This window comes from Silicimonas algicola (assembly GCF_003970735.1).
Taxonomy (GTDB): Bacteria; Pseudomonadota; Alphaproteobacteria; order Rhodobacterales; family Rhodobacteraceae; genus Silicimonas; species Silicimonas algicola.
Genome location: NZ_CP034588.1, coordinates 1,389,058 through 1,407,623 on the forward strand (window position 1 = coordinate 1,389,058; position 18,566 = coordinate 1,407,623).

The window sequence follows — 18,566 nt, forward strand, 5'->3', positions numbered from 1 at the left end:
GTGCTCCTAGGCAGCGTTGGCGGCGTGGAAGGGGTTCTGAGTCCCTTCGAAAAGGTTGGAGAGGACGAAGCTGACGGCCCAGCCGTTCTCCACTTCGGGGGCGGTGGTGTTTCCGAGCAACACGTGTGCCGCCACCTCGCCGTTGAGGATCGTGGCGTCCAAATAATCGAGAAGCGAGGAGAACACGGCCTGCTGCCAGAACGTGGCGGTGAGGCTGGTGGTCATCTTGCGGCGGAAGGTCTCGAAGCGCTCACGCTCGTCCGGCGTCAGCGCGCTGATCACGTACCGGGCGCGGCGTGCGGCGTCTTCACCTACGTGCAGGCTTCGGTCGGCCTGACGCGCGCGAAATTCGACATCACGGACGGCGAGTTCTTCGATCTGCTCAGCGGTCGGCTTTTTACCCGGTGAAAGCCTGAGCCGCGCCACGGTCTCGGGAAAACTGTGGTGCCACTTGCCAAGCGGCCCAGCGAGGACGCGAGCGATGCTGCCCTCCGGTGCGTAATTCAACCGGTTGCGGATAGCTGCGTCCGTAAGCGACATGCTCCTCGCGACACACGGGATGGTCAAACTGTAGATCATGTTCGGTCCTTGGTAGGGAAGGTCGGCGTCAGATGAAGAATGCATCTTGACTTTCCAGAAAACCGTACCACAGAAACCCGGTTTTGTCGAATCGCCACGGTAAAACGGGTCACGGGGCGAACGCTTGACGGCGGCATGACGGGCAGGGCAGGGGGAAACGAACCTCGCCCGCTGACGCGGGCGCTGTACAAAACTCCGTACAGCCGCTTTTTCAGGGACCTGTTTTAGTGAATGATTTCAGGGGTTTAGGGGGGTTTACTGGCAGCCCGTAGGGGAATCGAACCCCTCTTTCCAGGTTGAAAACCTGGCGTCCTAACCGATAGACGAACGGGCCGCGCTGTGGGGGGCTAATTAGGCGGCTTCGAGGGGCGTGGCAAGTGGAATTTCGAGGAAATTCTCAGGCGCGAAAGAGGTCTTCAGGACCCCGCGCGGGCAGCGTCCTCGAGCCTCAGTTCGACGCGTTGCCGGCCTCCCCAATGGCTGACCTCGATGCGGCCGGCGAGGTGGAAACGCGCGCCGCCGTGACCGGCGAGAGCCTGGCCGAGAGGGCTCTCCCAGGCGTCGAACGCGATGCCGTCGAGGCGCGCGCCGAGGCCGTCGCCGAAGCTGACCTTGAGGTGGTTCGCGCCGACCTGGCGGCAATTCAGGATGGCGACGTCGGGAAACGCGAAGCGCGGCGCGGGCGATCCTTGCCCGAAAGGGCCGGCGGCTTCGATCCGGGCGACGAGTTCTGGCGTCGCCGCGCCCGGCATCAGCGGCGCGTCGAGGCGCAGGTCCCGCGGACCGGTGCTCCCCGCGCCTTCGCGGGCAAGAAGGTCGCCGAGCCGGGCCATGGCGTCTTCGATCCGGTCCTGCTCGACAGTCAGGCCCGCGGCCATGCGGTGCCCGCCACCCTTCAGGAGAAGCCCTTCGGCGGCGAGCCTCTGGATGGCGTGGCCGAGGTCGACGCCGTGGACCGACCGTCCCGACCCCTTGCCGACGCCGCCCTCGAGACCGATCACCACCGCCGGACGGTTCGTGGCCTCTTTCAGACGCGCGGCGACGATGCCGACGACACCGGGATGCCAGCCTTCGCCGGCGGCCCAGACCAGAGGCCCGTCGAGCCCCCGCGCCTCGGCCTGCGCGAGTGCGGCGTCGCGGACCGCCGTTTCGATCTCGCGCCGTTCCCGGTTCAGTTCGTCCAGCTTGTCGGCCAGGGCGCGCGCCTCGTGCGGATCGCGGGCCGAAAGGCAGCGGGCGCCAAGGTTGGCGCGCCCGACGCGTCCGCCGGCGTTGACGCGGGGGCCGAGGACGTACCCCAGGTGATAGGCCGTCGGCGCCGTGCCCAGGCCCGCCACGTCGGAAAGCGCGGTGAGACCGGGCCGTGCGCGCTGCGCCATGACCTTGAGGCCTTGCGTCACAAGAGCTCGGTTCACGCCGATGAGCGGGGCCACGTCCGCCACGGTCGCCAGCGCCACGAGGTCGAGCATCTGCATCAGGTTCGGCGTGGCGCGGCCTGCGTCCCGCAACTGCCGGTTGGCCTCGACGAGAACCAGAAAGACGACCGCCGCCGCGCAGAGGTGGCCGAGGTCGCCCGTTTCGTCCTGGCGGTTGGGATTCACGATGGCCAGCGCCTCGGGCAGGGTCTCGGCGCCGAGGTGGTGGTCGATCACGACGACATCCGTTCCCCTGGCCGCCGCGATGGCCTCGAACGAGAGGGTGCCGCAGTCGACGCAGACGATCAGGTCATGCGCCCCGGCCAGCGTTCGCATGGCGGTCGGGTTGGGACCGTAGCCTTCGTCGATGCGGTCGGGGACATAGAGCGTGGCGTCGCGGCCCTGGGCGCGGAGCCAGTCGAGAAGGAGGGCGGCGGACGCGCCACCGTCGACGTCATAGTCGGCGAAGATCGCGATCCGCTCGCCCGCGGCCATGGCGCGGACGATGCGCTCCGCCGCGATGCCCATGTCGCGCAGGCTGCGGGGGTCGGGAAGAAGCTCGCGCAACGTCGGGGTCAGATACCCCAGGGCCTCCTCGCAGGCGACACCGCGCGCGGTCAGCACCCGGCAGACTGCCGCATCGAGGCCTGTCGCCTGGACCATCGCCTCGGACAGCCGGATCTCTTCTCCGGCGGGGCCGGTCCAGCGGCGCCCGGAAAGCGAGGTCTCGACGCCGAGAAAGGCGAGCGGCTTCATGTCGTTCGGCAAGGATCCTACCATATGTGGTGGCGCGGTTCTGCGCACACCATACCTGAGGGATAGTGGTTCGCAAAGCCCGAGTCTTGCCGCAACGGGAGTCCGGCGCGTCCTATTTGTCGAGTGGATGCCGGTAGGTCATGCGCCGGACCGATCCCGTCTTGGACCGCATCAGGATCGTCTCGGCGGTCAGGACGCCCGGTTCGCGCTTGATCCCCGGAAGGATCGAGCCGTCCGTCACGCCCGTCGCGGCGAAGATCACGTCGCCCGTCACCATGTCGTCGCGGGTGTACACACGGTCGAAGTTGGTGATGCCCGCCTTCTTCGCCCGGCCGCGCTCGTCGTCGTTCCGGAAGAGCAGCTTGCCGAAAATCTGCCCGCCCATGCACTTGAGCGCGGCGGCGGCGAGAACGCCCTCGGGTGCGCCGCCCGAACCCATGTACATGTCGATGCCGGTCGTGGGCTCGGCGCAGTGGATGACGCCCGCCACATCGCCGTCGGTGATGAGCCGGATCGCGCAGCCCGTCGTGCGGAGTTCCGCGATCATGTCCTCGTGACGGGGGCGCTCCAGCACGCAGACGGTGATATCCTCGGTCGACACCCCCTTGGCGGTCGCGAGCGCCGAGACGCGCTCGGCCGGGCTCATGTCCATCGTGACGACGCCGCGACGGAAGCCCGGCCCGATGGCGAGCTTGTCCATGTAGACGTCGGGGGCGTGCAGCATCGAGCCGCGCGGGCCCATGGCGATGACGGTCAGCGCGTTCGGCATGTCCTTCGCCGTCAGCGTGGTGCCTTCCAGCGGATCGAGCGCGATGTCGACCTCGGGGCCGGTGCCCGAACCCACCTGCTCGCCGATGTAGAGCATCGGAGCCTCGTCGCGCTCGCCCTCGCCGATGACCACGACGCCCTTGATGTCGAGTTGGTTGAGCTGGTTCCGCATCGCGTTGACGGCGGCCTGGTCGGCTGCCTTCTCGTCGCCACGGCCGATCAGCCGCGCCGATGCGAGGGCGGCCGCCTCGGAAACGCGGGCGAGGCCCAGGGACAGCATGCGGTCGTGAAACTCGGGGGTCTCGGCCATCGGGCACTCCTTGGCAACGGGTTGCGCCCTGCCTACCGGGGGGTCTTCCCTGCGGCAAGAGCGGTTGCGCTAACGCTACATGGCCTGTGACACAGGCGCACGACAGGGTGAAACGGGACTTTCGTGTTCAAGGGGGCGCCTGTATAGAGCGCCTGTTTGACCAGAACCGGAAGGACATCGAGCATGGCCAACGTCGTGGTGGTCGGCGCCCAGTGGGGCGACGAGGGCAAGGGCAAGATCGTCGACTGGCTGAGCGAGCGCGCCGACGTGATCTGCCGCTTCCAGGGCGGCCACAACGCGGGGCATACGCTGGTCATCGGCGATCAGGTCTTCAAGCTTCATGCGCTGCCCTCCGGCGTGGTGCGTCCCGGCAAGCTCTCGGTGATCGGCAACGGCGTCGTCCTCGACCCCTGGCACCTGGTCAAGGAAATCGAGACCGTGCGCGCCCAGGGGGTCGTCATCAGCCCTGAGACGCTGATGATCGCAGAGAACACGCCCCTCATCCTGCCGCTTCACGGCGAACTCGACCGGGCGCGCGAGGCGCAGGCTTCGGTCGCCAAGATCGGCACGACAGGGCGCGGCATCGGTCCCTGCTACGAGGACAAGGTGGGCCGTCGTGTGGTGCGCGTGGCCGACCTCGCCGACACGGCGACCCTCGAGACGCGGGTGGATCGTCTCCTCGTCCACCACGACGCGCTGCGCAAGGGCCTGGGCATGGAGCCGATCGACCGCGGCGCGCTGATCGCCTCGCTGAAGGAGATCGCGCCTTCGATCCTTCAGTACGCAGCGCCCGTGTGGAAGGTGCTGAACGAGAAGAAGAAGGAAGGCCGCCGCATCCTCTTCGAAGGCGCGCAGGGTGCGCTTCTCGACATCGACTTCGGCACCTATCCCTTTGTCACGTCGTCGAATGTCCTCGCCGGCCAGGCGGCGGCGGGCACCGGCATGGGTCCCGGGTCGATCCACTTCGTCCTCGGCATCGTCAAGGCCTACACGACCCGCGTGGGCGAGGGTCCGTTCCCGACCGAGCTGTTCGACGCCGATGGCGACCGGCTGGGAGAGCGGGGCCACGAGTTCGGCACAACGACGGGCCGCAAGCGCCGCTGCGGCTGGTTCGACGCTGTGCTCGTGCGCCAGACCTGCGCGACATCGGGCGTCTCGGGGATCGCGCTGACGAAGCTCGACGTTCTCGACGGCTTCGACGAGCTGAAGATTTGCGTGGGATACGACCTGGATGGCCAACGGCTCGACTACCTGCCGACGGCGGCGGACCAGCAGGCGCGGGTCACGCCCGTCTACGAGACGTTGAAGGGATGGTCGGAATCGACCGCCGGCGCGCGAAGCTGGGCCGATCTTCCGGGCGAGGCGATCAAGTACGTCCGCCGCATCGAGGAGCTGATCCAGTGTCCGGTGGCATTGCTGTCGACATCGCCGGAGCGCGAGGACACCATACTCGTCACTGACCCTTTCGCCGACTGAAGCGAGGGACGTGCTGCACGGAAAACGCCCGCCGTCGACCGGCGGGCGTTTCCTTTTGGGGCGGCTCAGTAGCGAGCGCGCGAGCACATCCCGGCGTCGTCGCAGAACACGCCGGCAAGGCCGCCGATGATGGCGCCGCGGTCGTGGTTGCCATCGACGACTTCCGCCGCACCATAGCCGACGGCCGCGCCGACGAGGCCTCGCTCCATGTCGCTGTCGATGAAGCCTCCGGGGCCGCAGGCGGCGAGAAGCGGAAGGACGAGGGCGAGGGGCAGAATGCGTTTCATGTCGTGTCTCCTGTGAAGCCGGTTTCTCACCGACCGGGTTTGGGGTCGTTCCGTGACGCGATCCCACCGCAAGGTCCGCTCGCTGGGAATCGGGACCTCGCATGTCGGATGCGGTCGAAAGAAAGATAGGGTGGTGCCTCATCGCTAAACGATATCGGCGAGCCCGTTTCGGCGGGCGTCAGCCGGTTTATATGGCGTTATCCGATAACAGGGGACGCCAAGGCCTTGAGAAAAAGGGGTGCGGCGCCTTCCTCCCTTGACCCCGGAGGCAGGCACGACATAACCCGGGCCATGCCTCTTTCCTACAAAGCCCGGCGGCGATGGTCGCTCGTCATCCTGCTCGTCGGCCTGCCGCTTTACATCGTCGTGGCGGTCAACGTCGTGGCCCTGTTCGACCGGCCTCCGCTCTGGCTCGAGTTCGTCATCTACGTTGCGTTGGGCTTCATCTGGGCCCTGCCGTTCCGCGCGGTGTTCCGGGGTATCGGCAAGGCCGATCCGGACAGACGAAGGCCCTAGGCCGCCGGCCGTAGCGCGGGAACGGGACCTCACGCCTCAAGGCGCTATGTTTGACCTCGTAACCGGAGGATAGACCCATGCACCGCACCGCCGCCGTACTTTCCGCGCTTCTGCTGACCGCGGCCCCCGCCATCGCCGACGACTTCGTCACCCTCGACGCGGAAGGCAGTGTCACCGAGACCGCCGACCGGCTTGTCGCGGCCGTCGAACAGGCCGGGGCCACCGTTTTCGCCCGCGTCCCGCACTCGAAGGGCGCCGAAAGCGTCGGCATGGAGCTTCAGGACGCGGAACTCGTGATCTTCGGGAACCCGAAGCTGGGGACGCCGGCCCTTCAGGAAGACATCCGCGCCGGGCTCGTCCTGCCGCTTCGGGTTCTTGTGCATGACGACGGGGGTCAGACGCGGATCACCTATGAAGAGGTCGATGACATGTTCGATGACCTCGACATCGATGACGACGCCGAGTTCGTGGACCAGATGAAGGGGGCGCTCGAAACGCTCACCACGGCCGCGGCGGGAAGCTGACGTTTCGCGTCAGCGCGCGAGTTCTGCCAGAGCCTCGCCAAGGTCGATGGCGCCGTCATAGAGGGCCCGCCCCGAAATCGCGCCCGCGATCACGCCAGTCGCTTGCAGGCGACGCAGATCGTCCATCGACGAGACACCGCCCGAGGCGATGACCGGAACCGAGACCGCGCGCGCCAGGGCCTCGGTGGCGGGTATGTTCGGGCCCTGCATCGCGCCGTCGCGGTCGATGTCGGTATAGATGATAGCGGCGATGCCCGCGTCCTCGAACGCGCGGGCGAGGTCGGTGACCTGTACGTCGGTTTCGTCGGCCCAGCCTCGCGTCGCGACGCGACCCTTGCGCGCGTCGAGCCCGACGGCGACCTGACCCGGAAAGGCACGCGCCGCGTCGCGCACCAGCGCCGGATCCTCGACCGCGACGGTGCCGAGGATGACGCGCGACAGGCCCTTCGCCAGCCAACCTTCGATCGTGGCCATGTCGCGGATGCCGCCGCCAAGCTGGGCGGGGATCGTGACGCGCGACAGGATGGCCTCGACCGCGTCCGCATTCACCGGACGGCCGGCGAAGGCTCCGTTGAGATCGACGAGGTGGAGCCATTCGGCTCCCGCCGCCTCGAAGGCCGCGGCCTGCGCTCCGGGGTCGTCGCTGAAGACCGTCGCCTCGGACATCTCGCCCTTGAGGAGACGTACGCACTGCCCGTCCTTCAGGTCGATGGCTGGATAGAGGATCATGGGACCGTCCTTCGGAGTCGTCGTCTCATGCCAACCCGAGGCGCCGGGGGCAACCCCGGGCGTGACGCCGCGGCGCGGGGCATCCTGTCGCCACGTCACGCTTGCCTGACGAGGGGGGCGCGACGGACGCTCCGTCCCATATCGGGAGGACATCCATGACGCTTCGACACATCCTGTTCGCACTCGCCCTGACCGCCACCCCCGCTTTTGCGGCGGACCCGGTGCTTGGTCTCTTCAAGACGCAGCCCGACGACAACGGCGCATTCGGCCACGTCGAGATGTATGAATGCGGCGACGCCATCTGCGGCGTGATCCGCAAGGCGTTCAACCCGGACGGAAGCCCGCGCCAGAGCCGGAACATCGGCAAGCGGTTGATCTGGGACATGCAGCCCCAGGGCGACGGACGGTATGGCAAGGGTCGCATCTGGGCGCCCGACCGCGACAAGGTCTATTCCTCGAAGATGGAGCTCTCGGGAAACTCTCTGAAGGTCTCCGGCTGCGTCATCGGCATCTGCCGCGCGCAGAGTTGGTCGCGTGTGCAGTGACCTCTGAGCGGTCTTCCGCCAGCGATGCGGCGGGGCAACGATCACCGTCGAGGATAGGCAGGAATCCCCGGACGGGCGATTCCGGGCTTGGTTCGGAAGGGAACCGCATTTAACCTGACGTGGTTGTATATGATCAAGAAATGATCGGATTTTTCCCCATGCGCACGACCGTTCTGACTGCTTTGCTGATGTCGGCCACCCCGGCACTGGCAGCGACCTACGACTTCGACCTGTCGATGAACTTCGACCGCGAGTATTTCCAGGACGTGTACGACTCTGAATCCGGGGACAATATTCCCGTCGTCTTCGACGGGTCTCCCTACGGCTTCGAAGGCACCTTCAGCAACCTCGCTCCGGGTGCCCTGACGTCGGCGCGAATCACGCTCGAGGATGGCCCCTCCGGGGACCTCTCGCTGGTGTCCTGCGAGTTCGCCGGGCAGAGCTGCAGCGGCGACATGATCTCGTTGTCGTCCGACGGCAAGAAACTCTTCGTGGGGTCGATCAGCGATCCCACGATCTCGATCGATATGGCCGCGATGACGGCCGAATACTACGAGGACGGACCCGGCGGTTACACCGACGCGGGCGAGTTCAACTTCTACGGCGCGCAGTTCAAGCTCATCGCCGAGGATCTGGTCGAGGCGCCGCTTCCGGCGTCGGCGGCCCTTCTTCTGGGTGGTCTCGCCGTCTTCGGCGTCCTGCGCCGCCGCCGCGCCTGACGCCGGCACAAGCTATTCGAAAGGCGCTTCGCTGACGGCGGGGCGCCTTTTTCATTGCGTGTTCAAAAGGAGGGGGGCTGGTGCTGCTGGGGAGGATTGAACTCCCGACCTCACCCTTACCAAGGGTGCGCTCTACCACTGAGCTACAGCAGCGCCGGTCGATGCTGGCGCGGGATACGATCATTCCCCCGCCCGCGCAAGGGTTATCTGGACGCTTTTTGCCACCTGCGCTAGGTAGGCAGCATGGCAGGATCCCCAAGCTCCGAAAGACCTCCGAAAGAGCCCGCGACGCGGGACGACAAGCTGAAGGCGGCCCTCAAGGCGAACCTCCAGCGGCGCAAGGCACAGGCGCGGGCGCGGGCGAAGAAGACAGAACAGGGCAAGGCGGGCTGAGCATGGATTCAATAGTCGTGACGGGCGGGGCGGAGCTTCGCGGATCCATCCCCATCGCAGGCGCGAAGAACGCCTGCCTGACGCTGATGCCGGCCACGCTTCTGACCGAAGAGCCGCTGACGCTGATGAACGCGCCGCGGCTGTCGGACATCACGACGATGACGACGCTCCTGCAGTCGCTCGGGTCCGAGATCCAGAGCCTTCAGGACGGGCGCGTGATCGCCATGTCGTCGCTCGGGCCGGTTTCGACCCACGCAGACTATGACATCGTGCGCAAGATGCGGGCCTCGAACCTCGTTCTGGGGCCGCTTCTGGCGCGGGAAGGTCACGCGGTCGTCTCTCTGCCCGGCGGCTGCGCCATCGGCGCCCGCCCCATGGACATCCACATCACCGCGCTCGAGGCGCTCGGCGCTCAGATCGAGCTGAGGGACGGCTATCTGCATGCCAAGGCGCCCGGCGGTCTGAAGGGTGCCCGAGTGCCGCTGCGTTTCGCCAGCGTGGGGGCGACCGAGAACACGCTCATGGCCGCGACTCTGGCCAAAGGAACGACGGTGATCGAGAACGCGGCCCGCGAGCCCGAGATCGTCGACCTCGCCGCCTGCCTCGTGCGCATGGGCGCACACATCGACGGGGCAGGGACCTCGACCATCACGATCGAAGGCGTCGACCGTCTCGGAGGCGCCACCCACCCCGTCGTGCCGGACCGGATCGAACTCGGAACCTACATGCTCGCTCCCGCGATCTGCGGCGGCGAGGTCGAATGCCTGGGCGGGCGCCGCGATCTGGTCTCGGCCTTCTGCGACAAGCTCGACGAGGCGGGGATCGAGGTGACCGAGACCGGCCGCGGCCTGACGGTCGCGCGCAAGAACGGCCGCGTGTCCGCCATCGACGTCCGCACCGAGCCCTTCCCAGGTTTCCCGACCGACCTACAGGCGCAGATGATGGCGCTTCTCTGCACGGCCGAGGGCACGAGCCACCTCGAGGAGACGATCTTCGAGAACCGCTTCATGCACGCGCCCGAGCTTCTGCGCATGGGCGCGCGCATCGACGTCCACGGCGGCACCGCGACCGTGACCGGGGTCGACCGCCTGAAGGGCGCGCCTGTGATGGCGACGGATTTGCGGGCCAGCGTGTCGCTGATCCTCGCCGGTCTCGCGGCCGAGGGCGAGACGATGGTGAGCCGCGTATATCACCTCGACCGCGGCTACGAACACGTCGAGGAAAAGCTGGGCGCCGTCGGCGCCAGGATCGAACGGGTGGCGGGACGATGACGGACGACGCACGCTTCGAGGATGCCGCCGAGCGTCCCCTTCGCCTGAAAGCCGAGACGGCGGAGGACGTCACTGTTCTCGCCGCGCTCGTGCAGGACGCGATCCTGTCTTCGACCGAAATGAAGTGGGAGAAGGGACATCGCCGTTTCGTCTGCCTTCTCAACCGCTTCCGGTGGGAAGACAAGGTTGCGGCCAAGACGCGCGGGCGCGGCTTCGAACGGGTGAGGGCGGTCCTGTCGATCGGGGATGCGCTTGCCGTCCGTCAGCAGGGCCTGGATCGCTCGGTCCTGGATGGCGACACGGTCCTATCGCTCCTGACGCTCGCCTTCGAACCCGGCGAGGACGGCGCGGGTCGCGTCGTCCTGACCTTCGCCGGGGACGGGGCGGTGGCCGTCGAGGTCGAGGCGGTCAACCTTGTCCTTCAGGATGTCACGCGCCCCTATCTTGCGCCGTCCGGGCGTGCTCCATCGCACCCTGACTAGGGGCCTGGGACTTGAGCGTGCCGCGCCCGGCGTCTAAGAGCCGGTGAGAGGAGCGAGGATGCCCCATTTCCTGAACACCGAAGACGCGGATTTCGAGGATCGCTTCCGCGCCCTTTTGTCTCTGAAGCGCGAGGATGCTCCCGACGTGGCGGCCTCGGTGGCCGACATCGTCCAAGACGTGCGAACGCGCGGCGATGCGGCCCTTATCGACCTGACGCGCAAGTACGACCGCTTCGAGGTGACGCCCGCCACTCTTGCCCTCTCGAAGGCCGAGATCGACGCCGCCGTGGCCAAGGTGCCGGCGGCGGAGCGCCAGGCGCTTCAGGTGGCGGCCGAACGCATCCGCGCCTACCACGAGCGCCAGAAGCCCGCGAACGAAAGCTGGACCGACCGCAGCGGCGCCATGCTGGGGTGGCGCTGGACCGCCGTCTCGGCCGCGGGGCTCTATGTGCCTGGCGGGCTTGCGACCTATCCCTCGTCGGTCCTGATGAACGCCATCCCGGCTCAGGTGGCCGGTGTCGAGCGTCTGGTGATGTGCGTGCCGACGCCGGACGGTCTGGCCAACCCGCTGGTCCTCCTCGCCGCGAAGCTGTCGGGGATCGAGACGATCTATCGCATCGGCGGCGCACAGGCCATCGCAGCGCTGGCCTACGGGACCGAGACCATCGCGCCCGTCGACAAGATCACCGGCCCCGGCAACGCGTATGTCGCCGCCGCGAAGCGCCATGTCTTCGGCCGCGTCGGCATCGACAATATCGCGGGCCCGTCCGAGATCCTCGTGATCGCCGATGGCGACAACGACCCGGATTGGATCGCGCTCGACCTTCTCAGCCAGGCCGAGCACGACCAGAGCGCGCAGGCGATCCTCATAACCACCGATCCGACATTCGCCGAACTCGTCGTCGACGCCATCAACCAATACCTTCAGGTCCTCGAGCGCCGCGACATCGCGCGTGCCTCGTGGGAGTCGAACGGCGCGGTCATCCTGGTGCAGAACCTGGGCGAAGCGGCCGCATTGGCGGACGACATCGCCGCCGAACACCTTGAGCTTTGCGTGGCGAACCCCGAGTCGCTTGCGGGCAATATCACCCACGCCGGCGCGATCTTCCTCGGCCCCTGGACGCCCGAGGCCATCGGTGACTACGTCGCGGGACCCAACCACGTCCTGCCGACCGCACGCTCCGCGCGCTTCTCGTCTGGCCTGGGCGTGCTCGACTTCATGAAGCGCACCACGATCACCCGCATGACCCCCGGCGCCCTCGCCGACATCGGCCCTGCCGCCGAAACGCTGGCCGCAGCCGAGTCGCTCCAGGCCCACGGCCTCTCGGTCGCAGCGCGCTTGCGTCGGCTGAACGAGTGATTTGATTTCCTACGCCTTTGACGTATCCAGCACCCATGTCCCGTCTCGTTCACATCGACATCGACGATACCGCGCTGCCGCCTCCGACGCCTCAGATCGAGCAGGAGAGGCGGGTGGCGATCTTCGATCTGCTCGAGGACAACAGCTTCGACATTCCGGGCCGCGACGGACGGGCCGTGCCGGACGGGCCCTACCACCTGCTGCTGGCCATCCGGGACAAGCTCCTGGTCTTCGATATCCGCACGGAGGAGGGCGAGCCCGCCGCCGAGTTCCGGCTGTCCCTCGGGCCGTTCCGGCAGGTCGTGAAGGACTATTTCCAGATCTGCGAGGCCTACTTCGACGCCGTGAAGCGCCTTCCGCCGGGTCAGATCGAGGCCATCGACATGGCGCGACGCGGTATCCACAACGAGGGCGCGCGCGTCCTTCAGGAGAGGCTGGACGGCAAGGCCGATCTGGACACCGACACCGCTCGGCGTCTCTTCACCCTCATCTGCGTGCTGCATTTCGGGGGTTGACGGGTGCCGGACCTTCCCCAGTCGGTGCTCTTCTGTTGCGATCACAATGCCGTCCGGTCCCCCATGGCCGAAGGCATGATGAAGCAGTTCTATGGCCACGAGACCTATGTCCAGTCGGCGGGCGTCTACAACGACATGGAAATCGACGGCTTCTCGATCGCGGTCTGCAACGAGCTTGGGATCGAGCTGTCGCGGCACCGATCGCGCAGCTTCGACGAGATGCAGCAGTGGGGCGACGACCTGTCGGCCTTCGATCTCGTCGTGGCGCTGTCGCCCGCGTCGCAACGGCGCGCGCTGGAACTCACCCGCTTCTTCCATCTCGACGTCGACTACTGGCCGATCCTCGATCCCACGGGGCTTGGCGACACGCGGGAGCAGAAGCTCGAGCACTATCGGCAGTCGCGCGACCAGATCCGGGAACGGATGCTCGCGCGATTCGGCCCGCCCACGGTCCCGCAAGACCGCGCACAGGCATGATTCCCCCACGGCGTGGTGCGTTTTCGGGCTTGATCCGGGGGGCGATCGCCCCAATATTCGCTGCGCCCGAACGACGGGTGATTTGAAGGAGAGACCATGGCCAAGGAAGAGATGCTCGAATTTCCTGGTGTCGTGAAGGAACTCTTGCCGAACGCGACATTCAGGGTCGAGCTGGAAAACGGCCATGAGATCATCGCGCATACGGCAGGCAAGATGCGCAAGAACCGCATCAGGGTCCTCGCGGGCGACAAGGTGCAGGTCGAGATGACCCCCTACGACCTCACCAAGGGTCGGATCAACTATCGGTTCAAGTGAGCGCGGACCGACCGCGTCTCGTGCTCGGTTCGGCCAGTCCGCGCCGGCTTGAGTTGTTGCGGCAGATCGGCGTCGAGCCGGATGAGGTGCGACCCGCCGACATCGACGAGACCCCCCTCAAGGGCGAGCTTCCCCGGGCCTATTGCCGTCGTGTGACGCGCGAGAAGGCCGAGGCCATCCCCCGCAACCCGGGCGAGGTGGTGCTGGTCGCCGATACGACGGTCGCCGTGGGGCGCCGCATCCTCGGCAAACCCGCGGACGAGGCCGAGGCGCGTTCCTTTCTCGGCCTGCTGTCGGGGCGGCGCCATCGTGTCGTGACGTGTTTGGCCGTCATTTCGGACGGCGGGTTGCGGGAGCGTGAGGTCGAAAGCATCGTCAAGCTCGACCGGCTTTCGTCCGGCGACCTCGACGCGTACATCGCCACGGGCGATTGGAAAGGCAAGGCGGGGGCCTATGCCATACAGGGCCCGGCGGGCGCGTTCATTCCCTGGATGTCAGGGAGTTATACGGCGATCATGGGCCTTCCCCTCCGTGAGACCGCGCGTCTATTGGCGGCAGTCGGGCTGACCGTGACGGAGGCCGCATGAAGGGGTCCATCGCCGTCTTCGACACCCTGAACGGACGCGAAGCCGCGGCCCTGATCGTCGATGGGGCGCTGGCCGATCTTCTGGTCGATGCCTCAGAAGACCGCATTCGCCCCGGCGCGATTTACCGCGCGCGCGTCGGGAGGCCTCTCAAGGGGCAGGGCGGGGCCATTCTCGAGACCCCGGATGGACCGATGTTCCTCCGCCAGGCCAAGGGCGTTTCGCAGGGTGACACGCTGATCGTTCAGGCCTCGACCTGGGCCGAGCCCGGCAAGGCGACGCCGGTCGCGGCGCGTGTTCTCTTCAAGAGCCGGTTCGCGATGGTGACGCCCGGTGCCGAGGGGCTGAACATCTCGAAGGCGATCCGGGACGAGGAACGTCGGGTGGAGTTGCGCGCGATCCTCGATGCCATAAAAGCCCCGGACGGCATGGGCGTCGTCCTGCGCACGGCTGCCGAAGGGGCAGAGGACGACACCGTCGCCGAGGATGTCGCGGCCCTCGTCGACCTCGCGTCCCGCGTCATGGCCGAGCCTCGCCTTGGCGCGCCCGAGATGCTGTTGGACGGACCGTCGGCGACCGAGATCGCCTGGCGTGACTGGCCCGCCCCCGACGTGACGGACGACCGTCCCGGAAGCCTTGCGCGCAGCGGGGCGGATGACATGATCGCCGCCCTCTCCGATCCCAGGGTGGAGCTGACGGGCGGGGGCTTCATGTTCGTCGAGCCGACCCGCGCTCTGGTGGCCGTCGACGTGAACACCGGCGCCGACACCTCCCCCGCTTCCGCCCTTAAGGTGAACCTTGCCGCCCTCGCCGCCCTTCCGCGCGCCCTTCGCCTGCGCGGCCTTGCCGGACAGATCGTCCTTGATCTGGCGCCCGTGGCCAAGCGCGATCGCCGCCGGGTCGAGGATGCCGCCCGCGGCGCCTTCCGCTCCGACGGGATCGAGACGACCGTGCTGGGCTGGACCCCCCTGGGGCACCTCGAGTTGACGCGCAAGCGCGAGCGGCTGCCCTTGGCGGAGTGCCTTCGATGAGCTGTCCCATCTGTTCGAAGCCCTCGACGCCCGAGTACCGGCCGTTCTGTTCGAAACGCTGCGCCGACGTCGATCTCGCGCGCTGGCTAAAGGGCACCTACGCCATCCCCGCCGAACCCGTCGATCCCGACGAGGATGCGTCGCCTGACGATCCGTCCGATCAGCCGCTGCGGCACTGAGATTTTTGTCTCCCCGACCACTGGACAGCCCTTCCCGCCGCCATTAGAAGAACGCGACCTGAGCGGAGCCACGCCTCCGCCCGTGCCCGGGTAGCTCAGGGGTAGAGCAGCGGATTGAAAATCCGCGTGTCGGTGGTTCGATTCCGCCCCCGGGCACCACTTCAAGCCTGATCCTCCCTCTACGCCTCTGGCGCCATGCGGTGTCGCTCTGTAAGCTCCCGGAATGAGATGGGATTTCCGGATAGCGCGTGGCCTGACCCTCGGGGTTGCCGCGGTCTGTCTGGCCGGGGCGGTCTGGTGGGCGGGGCTGGGGCAGTCGCTCGACCAGTTGGGGCAGCGGGGGGCATCCGACCTCGCGCTTGCGTCGGACCGGCTGGTCAAGAGCCTGACGCGGTATCGCGAGTTGATCGTGGTTCTCGCCGACGACGAGCAGTTCGACGGGCCCGCGCCCGATCCCCAAGGCGCGGCTCGGCTCCTGCGGCGGGCGGCGGACCTGACGGGGGCGCTTGACCTCATGCTTCTCGACGGCGCGGGGCGGGTGGTTGCCAGCGCCTCGGGTGCGCAAGGGCCCGATTGGGAGGACGACGCCTTCGTCGACCGGGCGCTGACGGGCGCGCTCGGGTCCTTCCACGCCATCAGCGACCGCTTCCTGACCCGTGCGTTCTACTTCGCGGCGCCTGTGTTCTCGGAGGCGGGGCCCGTGGAGGGGGCGCTCGTCGCGGTCGTCGACCTGGACCGCATCGAGGCCGAGGGGCGCGGCGCCATCCCGGTCGTGCTCTTCACCGACGAGGACGGTGTGGTGATTTCCTCCAACCGGTCCGAACTCGTCCTGATGCGGCGCGAAGGCGAGCGGCGGTCGGCATTCCCCGAGAACAGGCTTCGCCCGTTCTTCCCCTACGACGCGCTTGGCGTGCGCGGCACCGACGTCTGGCGGATCGACGCCGGCCCCTATGTCCCGAAGCGGGCACTTCATGTCGAGCAGCGGATCGAGATCCTGGGGCTTCGCGCCGAGGCCCTTCTCGACGCCCGGCCGGCCTATGTCACCGCCGGTCTCCAGGGCACGGTCGCCGGGGTTCTCGCCGCCTTCTTCGGCACCGTCATCTTCTTGACGACCGAACGCCGCCGCGCCCTGGCGCGGGCGAATGCGGCGCTCGAGGTCCGCGTGGCGGAACGGACGGACGAGCTTTCGCGCATCAACGTGGCACTCCGCGACGAAATTGCGGAACGGCGCGAGGCCGAGGCGGCGCTGAAGCGCGCGCAGGACGAACTCGTACAGGTCGGCAAGCTGTCGGCTCTCGGGCAGATGTCGGCGGGCATCAGCCACGAACTCAACCAGCCCCTCATGGCGATCCGGTCCTTCGCCGAAAACGGGTCCCGCTTTCTCGAGATGGGCAAGGGCGACATGGTTGCGGGCAACCTGGCCAAGATCGCGGACCTTGCCGCGCGGGCGGGGCGGATCATCAAGAACCTCAAGGCCTTCGCGAGGCAGGAGAGCGAGCCCTCGACGCGCGTCGACCTCTGCGCCGTCGCGCGCGCCGCTCTCGAGATGACCGAGGCGCAACTCGAACGGGACGCGGTCGGCGTCACGGCGCACCTGCCCGGCGCTCCCGTCTGGGTGACGGGCGGCGAGGTGCGGCTGACGCAGGTGGTCGTAAACCTGCTGACCAACGCCGCCGACGCCATGTCGTCCTTGCCCGAGAAGTCGCTGACCCTGACGGTCTCCGCGAACCCGGAGCCATCGGTCACCGTCCGCGACAGCGGCCCGGGCATAGCGGACCCCTCGCGCATCTTCGAGCCGTTCTACACCACCAAGTCCGTGGGTGACGGCGAGGGAACGGGGCTGGGCCTTTCGATCTCCTACGGTCTCGTCCAGAGCTTCGGGGGCGATATCTCGGGCGAAAACGCGCTCGGAGGCGGTGCCGTCTTCACCGTCCGCCTCCAGCCCTGGCGCGAGGAACGCGCGGCATGAGCCGGGTTCTTCTGGTCGAGGACGACGCGCCCGTGCGCGAGGCGCTGGCGCAGACGCTGGAGCTTGCGGGCCTGACAGTGACCGAGGCGGGATCCTTCATTGTCGCTAAGGATCACATCCGGCGGGACTTCGCGGGCGTGGTCGTGTCCGACATCCGGATGCCGGGCAAGGACGGCATAGCGCTTCTCGATCATGCGCAGTCCGTGGATCCCGAACTGCCGGTGATCCTGCTGACCGGAGAGGGCGATGTGCCGATGGCGGTCGCGGCGGTGAACCGGGGCGCGTTCGATTTCCTCGAAAAGCCCTGTCCGACCGAGACGCTTGTCGAGACGGTACGCCGCGCGCTCGATCGCAGGCGGGCGTCGCTCGAGGATCGCCGGCTTCAGGCCGAGCTGCGAAAGGGCGACGCCGCTCAACGCATGCTCTTCGGCACATCGGCGGTGGCCGAGAGGTTGCGGGCAGAGGTCCGCCAGATCGCGCGGGTGCCCGGCGTCGTGCTGATCGAAGGGGCGCCGGGGTCCGGCCTCAGCAAGGTCGCCGAGGTGCTGCACCTTCTGTCGCCCCTCGCGCAGGGGCCCTTCATCAAGCTCGGGGCCGCGGCGCTGACGCCCGCGGCGCTTGACGACGCGGTTGCCGCGGCCGACGGCGGAAGCCTTTTCCTGAACGAGGTCACCTCGTTGTCCAAGGCCTGCCAGTACGCGCTTCTGGAGCATCTGGACCGCGAGGCGGGCGCGCGTCTTCTGGCGGGGACGACACAGGACGCCCTGGCCTTGTCCGAGCAGGGAGCGTTCCTGCCCGACCTCTACTACCGCGTCGAGGCGCTGCGCATCCGCATCCCGGCGCTGAAGGAACGCCCCGAGGACATTCCTGTCCTCTTCCGGCACTACGTTGCACAGGCCTCCGAGCAGGCCGGGGTGCCCGAGCGTGCTATTCCTCCCGCCCTTCTGGCGTCGCTCATGTCGCAGGACTGGCCCGGCAACGCACGCGCCTTGATGAACGCCGCCATGCGCTTCACCCTCGGCCTCATGCCCGACGAGATCGAGGAGATCGGGTTGGCCGAGAAGATGGCGCAGATCGAGGCCTCGCTGATCGTCGAGGCGCTGCGCCGCAACAGGGGCAATGCGACACTGACCGCCGAGACGTTGAAGCTGCCGCGCAAGACATTTTACGACAAGCTGGCCCGCTACGGTGTCCGGGCCGAGGACTTCCGCGACTGATCTGTGCGGAATTTCGCACAGTCAGGCGGTAACTGCTGTCCGAGATTCCGCACACGGGGCCTCCGAATACTTCAATTTTTTGCTTTAACATTATGATAAGTAAGAAATATATCTTCAGGCAACATCCGGCTTGCCGTGAGGTCCAATAC

Annotated in this window: 22 protein-coding genes and 3 tRNA genes; 18 read left to right on the top strand and 7 right to left on the bottom strand. The window is 67.4% G+C overall.

What is annotated here, in order from left to right:
- Nucleotides 1-6 precede the first annotated feature (6 nt).
- The 4 genes from EF888_RS06930 to glpX all read right to left on the bottom strand — a co-directional run bounded on the left by EF888_RS06930 (nt 7) and on the right by glpX (nt 3,828).
- Nucleotides 7-579 carry a hypothetical protein gene (locus tag EF888_RS06930; protein WP_126918527.1) on the bottom strand — a complete coding sequence of 191 codons (573 nt, stop codon included), beginning with the start codon at nt 577-579 and terminating at the stop codon, nt 7-9.
- Between the two features lie 259 nt (nt 580-838).
- Nucleotides 839-913, bottom strand: a tRNA-Glu gene (locus EF888_RS06935).
- Nucleotides 914-995: 82 nt separating this feature from the next.
- Entirely contained in the window at nt 996-2,750 is a 1,755-nt protein-coding gene (recJ, locus tag EF888_RS06940) for a single-stranded-DNA-specific exonuclease RecJ (protein WP_241239827.1), read from the bottom strand.
- Nucleotides 2,751-2,862: 112 nt separating this feature from the next.
- On the bottom strand, nt 2,863-3,828 hold the full coding sequence (glpX, locus tag EF888_RS06945) for a class II fructose-bisphosphatase (RefSeq protein WP_109760193.1): 966 nt from the start codon (nt 3,826-3,828) through the stop codon (nt 2,863-2,865).
- 183 nt (nt 3,829-4,011) lie between these two features.
- Here glpX and EF888_RS06950 point away from each other — a divergent pair, with 183 nt between their 5' ends.
- On the top strand, nt 4,012-5,304 hold the full coding sequence (locus EF888_RS06950; protein ID WP_109760192.1) for an adenylosuccinate synthase: 1,293 nt from the start codon (nt 4,012-4,014) through the stop codon (nt 5,302-5,304).
- 65 nt (nt 5,305-5,369) lie between these two features.
- On the opposite strand, the gene EF888_RS06955 is transcribed toward EF888_RS06950, so the two are convergent.
- Entirely contained in the window at nt 5,370-5,591 is a 222-nt protein-coding gene (locus tag EF888_RS06955; RefSeq protein WP_109760191.1) for a hypothetical protein, read from the bottom strand.
- Between the two features lie 291 nt (nt 5,592-5,882).
- On the opposite strand from EF888_RS06955, the gene EF888_RS06960 reads away from it, so the two are divergent.
- Together EF888_RS06960 and EF888_RS06965 are read left to right on the top strand one after the other, a co-directional pair.
- The gene (locus tag EF888_RS06960) at nt 5,883-6,107 is read left to right on the top strand and encodes a DUF2842 domain-containing protein (protein WP_109760190.1); all 225 of its coding nucleotides are present in this window, start codon (nt 5,883-5,885) and stop codon (nt 6,105-6,107) included.
- Nucleotides 6,108-6,184: 77 nt separating this feature from the next.
- Nucleotides 6,185-6,631 (top strand): DUF302 domain-containing protein, encoded by a 447-nt coding sequence (locus tag EF888_RS06965; protein WP_109760189.1) that lies wholly within the window; start codon nt 6,185-6,187, stop codon nt 6,629-6,631.
- A gap of 9 nt (nt 6,632-6,640) precedes the next feature.
- Here EF888_RS06965 and hisA read toward each other — a convergent pair whose 3' ends face one another.
- The gene (hisA, locus tag EF888_RS06970; RefSeq protein ID WP_109760188.1) at nt 6,641-7,360 is read right to left on the bottom strand and encodes a 1-(5-phosphoribosyl)-5-[(5-phosphoribosylamino)methylideneamino]imidazole-4-carboxamide isomerase; all 720 of its coding nucleotides are present in this window, start codon (nt 7,358-7,360) and stop codon (nt 6,641-6,643) included.
- A gap of 155 nt (nt 7,361-7,515) precedes the next feature.
- Between hisA and EF888_RS06975 the strand changes: the two genes are divergently transcribed.
- Nucleotides 7,516-7,905, top strand: coding sequence for a DUF2147 domain-containing protein (locus tag EF888_RS06975; protein WP_109760187.1), 390 nt, complete (start codon nt 7,516-7,518; stop codon nt 7,903-7,905).
- Nucleotides 7,906-8,045: 140 nt separating this feature from the next.
- Complete coding sequence (locus EF888_RS06980) at nt 8,046-8,624, top strand: VPLPA-CTERM sorting domain-containing protein (protein ID WP_109760186.1); 579 nt, start codon at nt 8,046-8,048, stop codon at nt 8,622-8,624.
- A gap of 78 nt (nt 8,625-8,702) precedes the next feature.
- On the opposite strand, the gene EF888_RS06985 is transcribed toward EF888_RS06980, so the two are convergent.
- Nucleotides 8,703-8,777, bottom strand: a tRNA-Thr gene (locus EF888_RS06985).
- Nucleotides 8,778-8,867: 90 nt separating this feature from the next.
- Here EF888_RS06985 and EF888_RS21735 point away from each other — a divergent pair.
- The 13 genes from EF888_RS21735 to EF888_RS07045 all read left to right on the top strand — a co-directional run bounded on the left by EF888_RS21735 (nt 8,868) and on the right by EF888_RS07045 (nt 18,417).
- Nucleotides 8,868-9,017: a hypothetical protein gene (locus EF888_RS21735; RefSeq protein WP_164721600.1), complete on the top strand. Its 150-nt coding sequence runs from the start codon at nt 8,868-8,870 to the stop codon at nt 9,015-9,017.
- A 2-nt stretch (nt 9,018-9,019) separates the two neighbouring features.
- Nucleotides 9,020-10,288: a UDP-N-acetylglucosamine 1-carboxyvinyltransferase gene (gene murA, locus EF888_RS06990; protein ID WP_109760185.1), complete on the top strand. Its 1,269-nt coding sequence runs from the start codon at nt 9,020-9,022 to the stop codon at nt 10,286-10,288.
- Nucleotides 10,285-10,770, top strand: coding sequence for a DUF2948 family protein (locus tag EF888_RS06995; RefSeq protein ID WP_109760184.1), 486 nt, complete (start codon nt 10,285-10,287; stop codon nt 10,768-10,770). Before murA ends, EF888_RS06995 begins: the two co-directional genes overlap by 4 nt.
- Nucleotides 10,771-10,828: 58 nt before the next feature.
- Complete coding sequence (hisD, locus tag EF888_RS07000; protein WP_109760183.1) at nt 10,829-12,130, top strand: histidinol dehydrogenase; 1,302 nt, start codon at nt 10,829-10,831, stop codon at nt 12,128-12,130.
- A 35-nt stretch (nt 12,131-12,165) separates the two neighbouring features.
- Complete coding sequence (locus EF888_RS07005; RefSeq protein WP_109760182.1) at nt 12,166-12,645, top strand: UPF0262 family protein; 480 nt, start codon at nt 12,166-12,168, stop codon at nt 12,643-12,645.
- A 3-nt stretch (nt 12,646-12,648) separates the two neighbouring features.
- Nucleotides 12,649-13,122, top strand: coding sequence for an arsenate-mycothiol transferase ArsC (locus EF888_RS07010; RefSeq protein WP_109760181.1), 474 nt, complete (start codon nt 12,649-12,651; stop codon nt 13,120-13,122).
- Nucleotides 13,123-13,218: 96 nt separating this feature from the next.
- Complete coding sequence (infA, locus tag EF888_RS07015; protein WP_011455993.1) at nt 13,219-13,437, top strand: translation initiation factor IF-1; 219 nt, start codon at nt 13,219-13,221, stop codon at nt 13,435-13,437.
- Entirely contained in the window at nt 13,434-14,024 is a 591-nt protein-coding gene (locus EF888_RS07020; protein ID WP_109760180.1) for a Maf family protein, read from the top strand. Before infA ends, EF888_RS07020 begins: the two co-directional genes overlap by 4 nt.
- A complete protein-coding gene (locus tag EF888_RS07025) occupies nt 14,021-15,052 on the top strand; it encodes a ribonuclease E/G (protein ID WP_109760179.1) in 1,032 nt (343 codons plus the stop codon). Before EF888_RS07020 ends, EF888_RS07025 begins: the two co-directional genes overlap by 4 nt.
- Nucleotides 15,049-15,231 carry a DNA gyrase inhibitor YacG gene (locus EF888_RS07030; protein ID WP_109760178.1) on the top strand — a complete coding sequence of 61 codons (183 nt, stop codon included), beginning with the start codon at nt 15,049-15,051 and terminating at the stop codon, nt 15,229-15,231. Before EF888_RS07025 ends, EF888_RS07030 begins: the two co-directional genes overlap by 4 nt.
- 84 nt (nt 15,232-15,315) lie before the next feature.
- Nucleotides 15,316-15,390: transfer RNA gene (locus tag EF888_RS07035), tRNA-Phe, on the top strand.
- 64 nt (nt 15,391-15,454) lie between these two features.
- Entirely contained in the window at nt 15,455-17,200 is a 1,746-nt protein-coding gene (locus tag EF888_RS07040) for a sensor histidine kinase (RefSeq protein ID WP_109760177.1), read from the top strand.
- Entirely contained in the window at nt 17,197-18,417 is a 1,221-nt protein-coding gene (locus tag EF888_RS07045) for a sigma-54-dependent transcriptional regulator (protein ID WP_109760176.1), read from the top strand. Before EF888_RS07040 ends, EF888_RS07045 begins: the two co-directional genes overlap by 4 nt.
- The last annotated feature ends 149 nt before the right edge of the window (nt 18,418-18,566 follow it).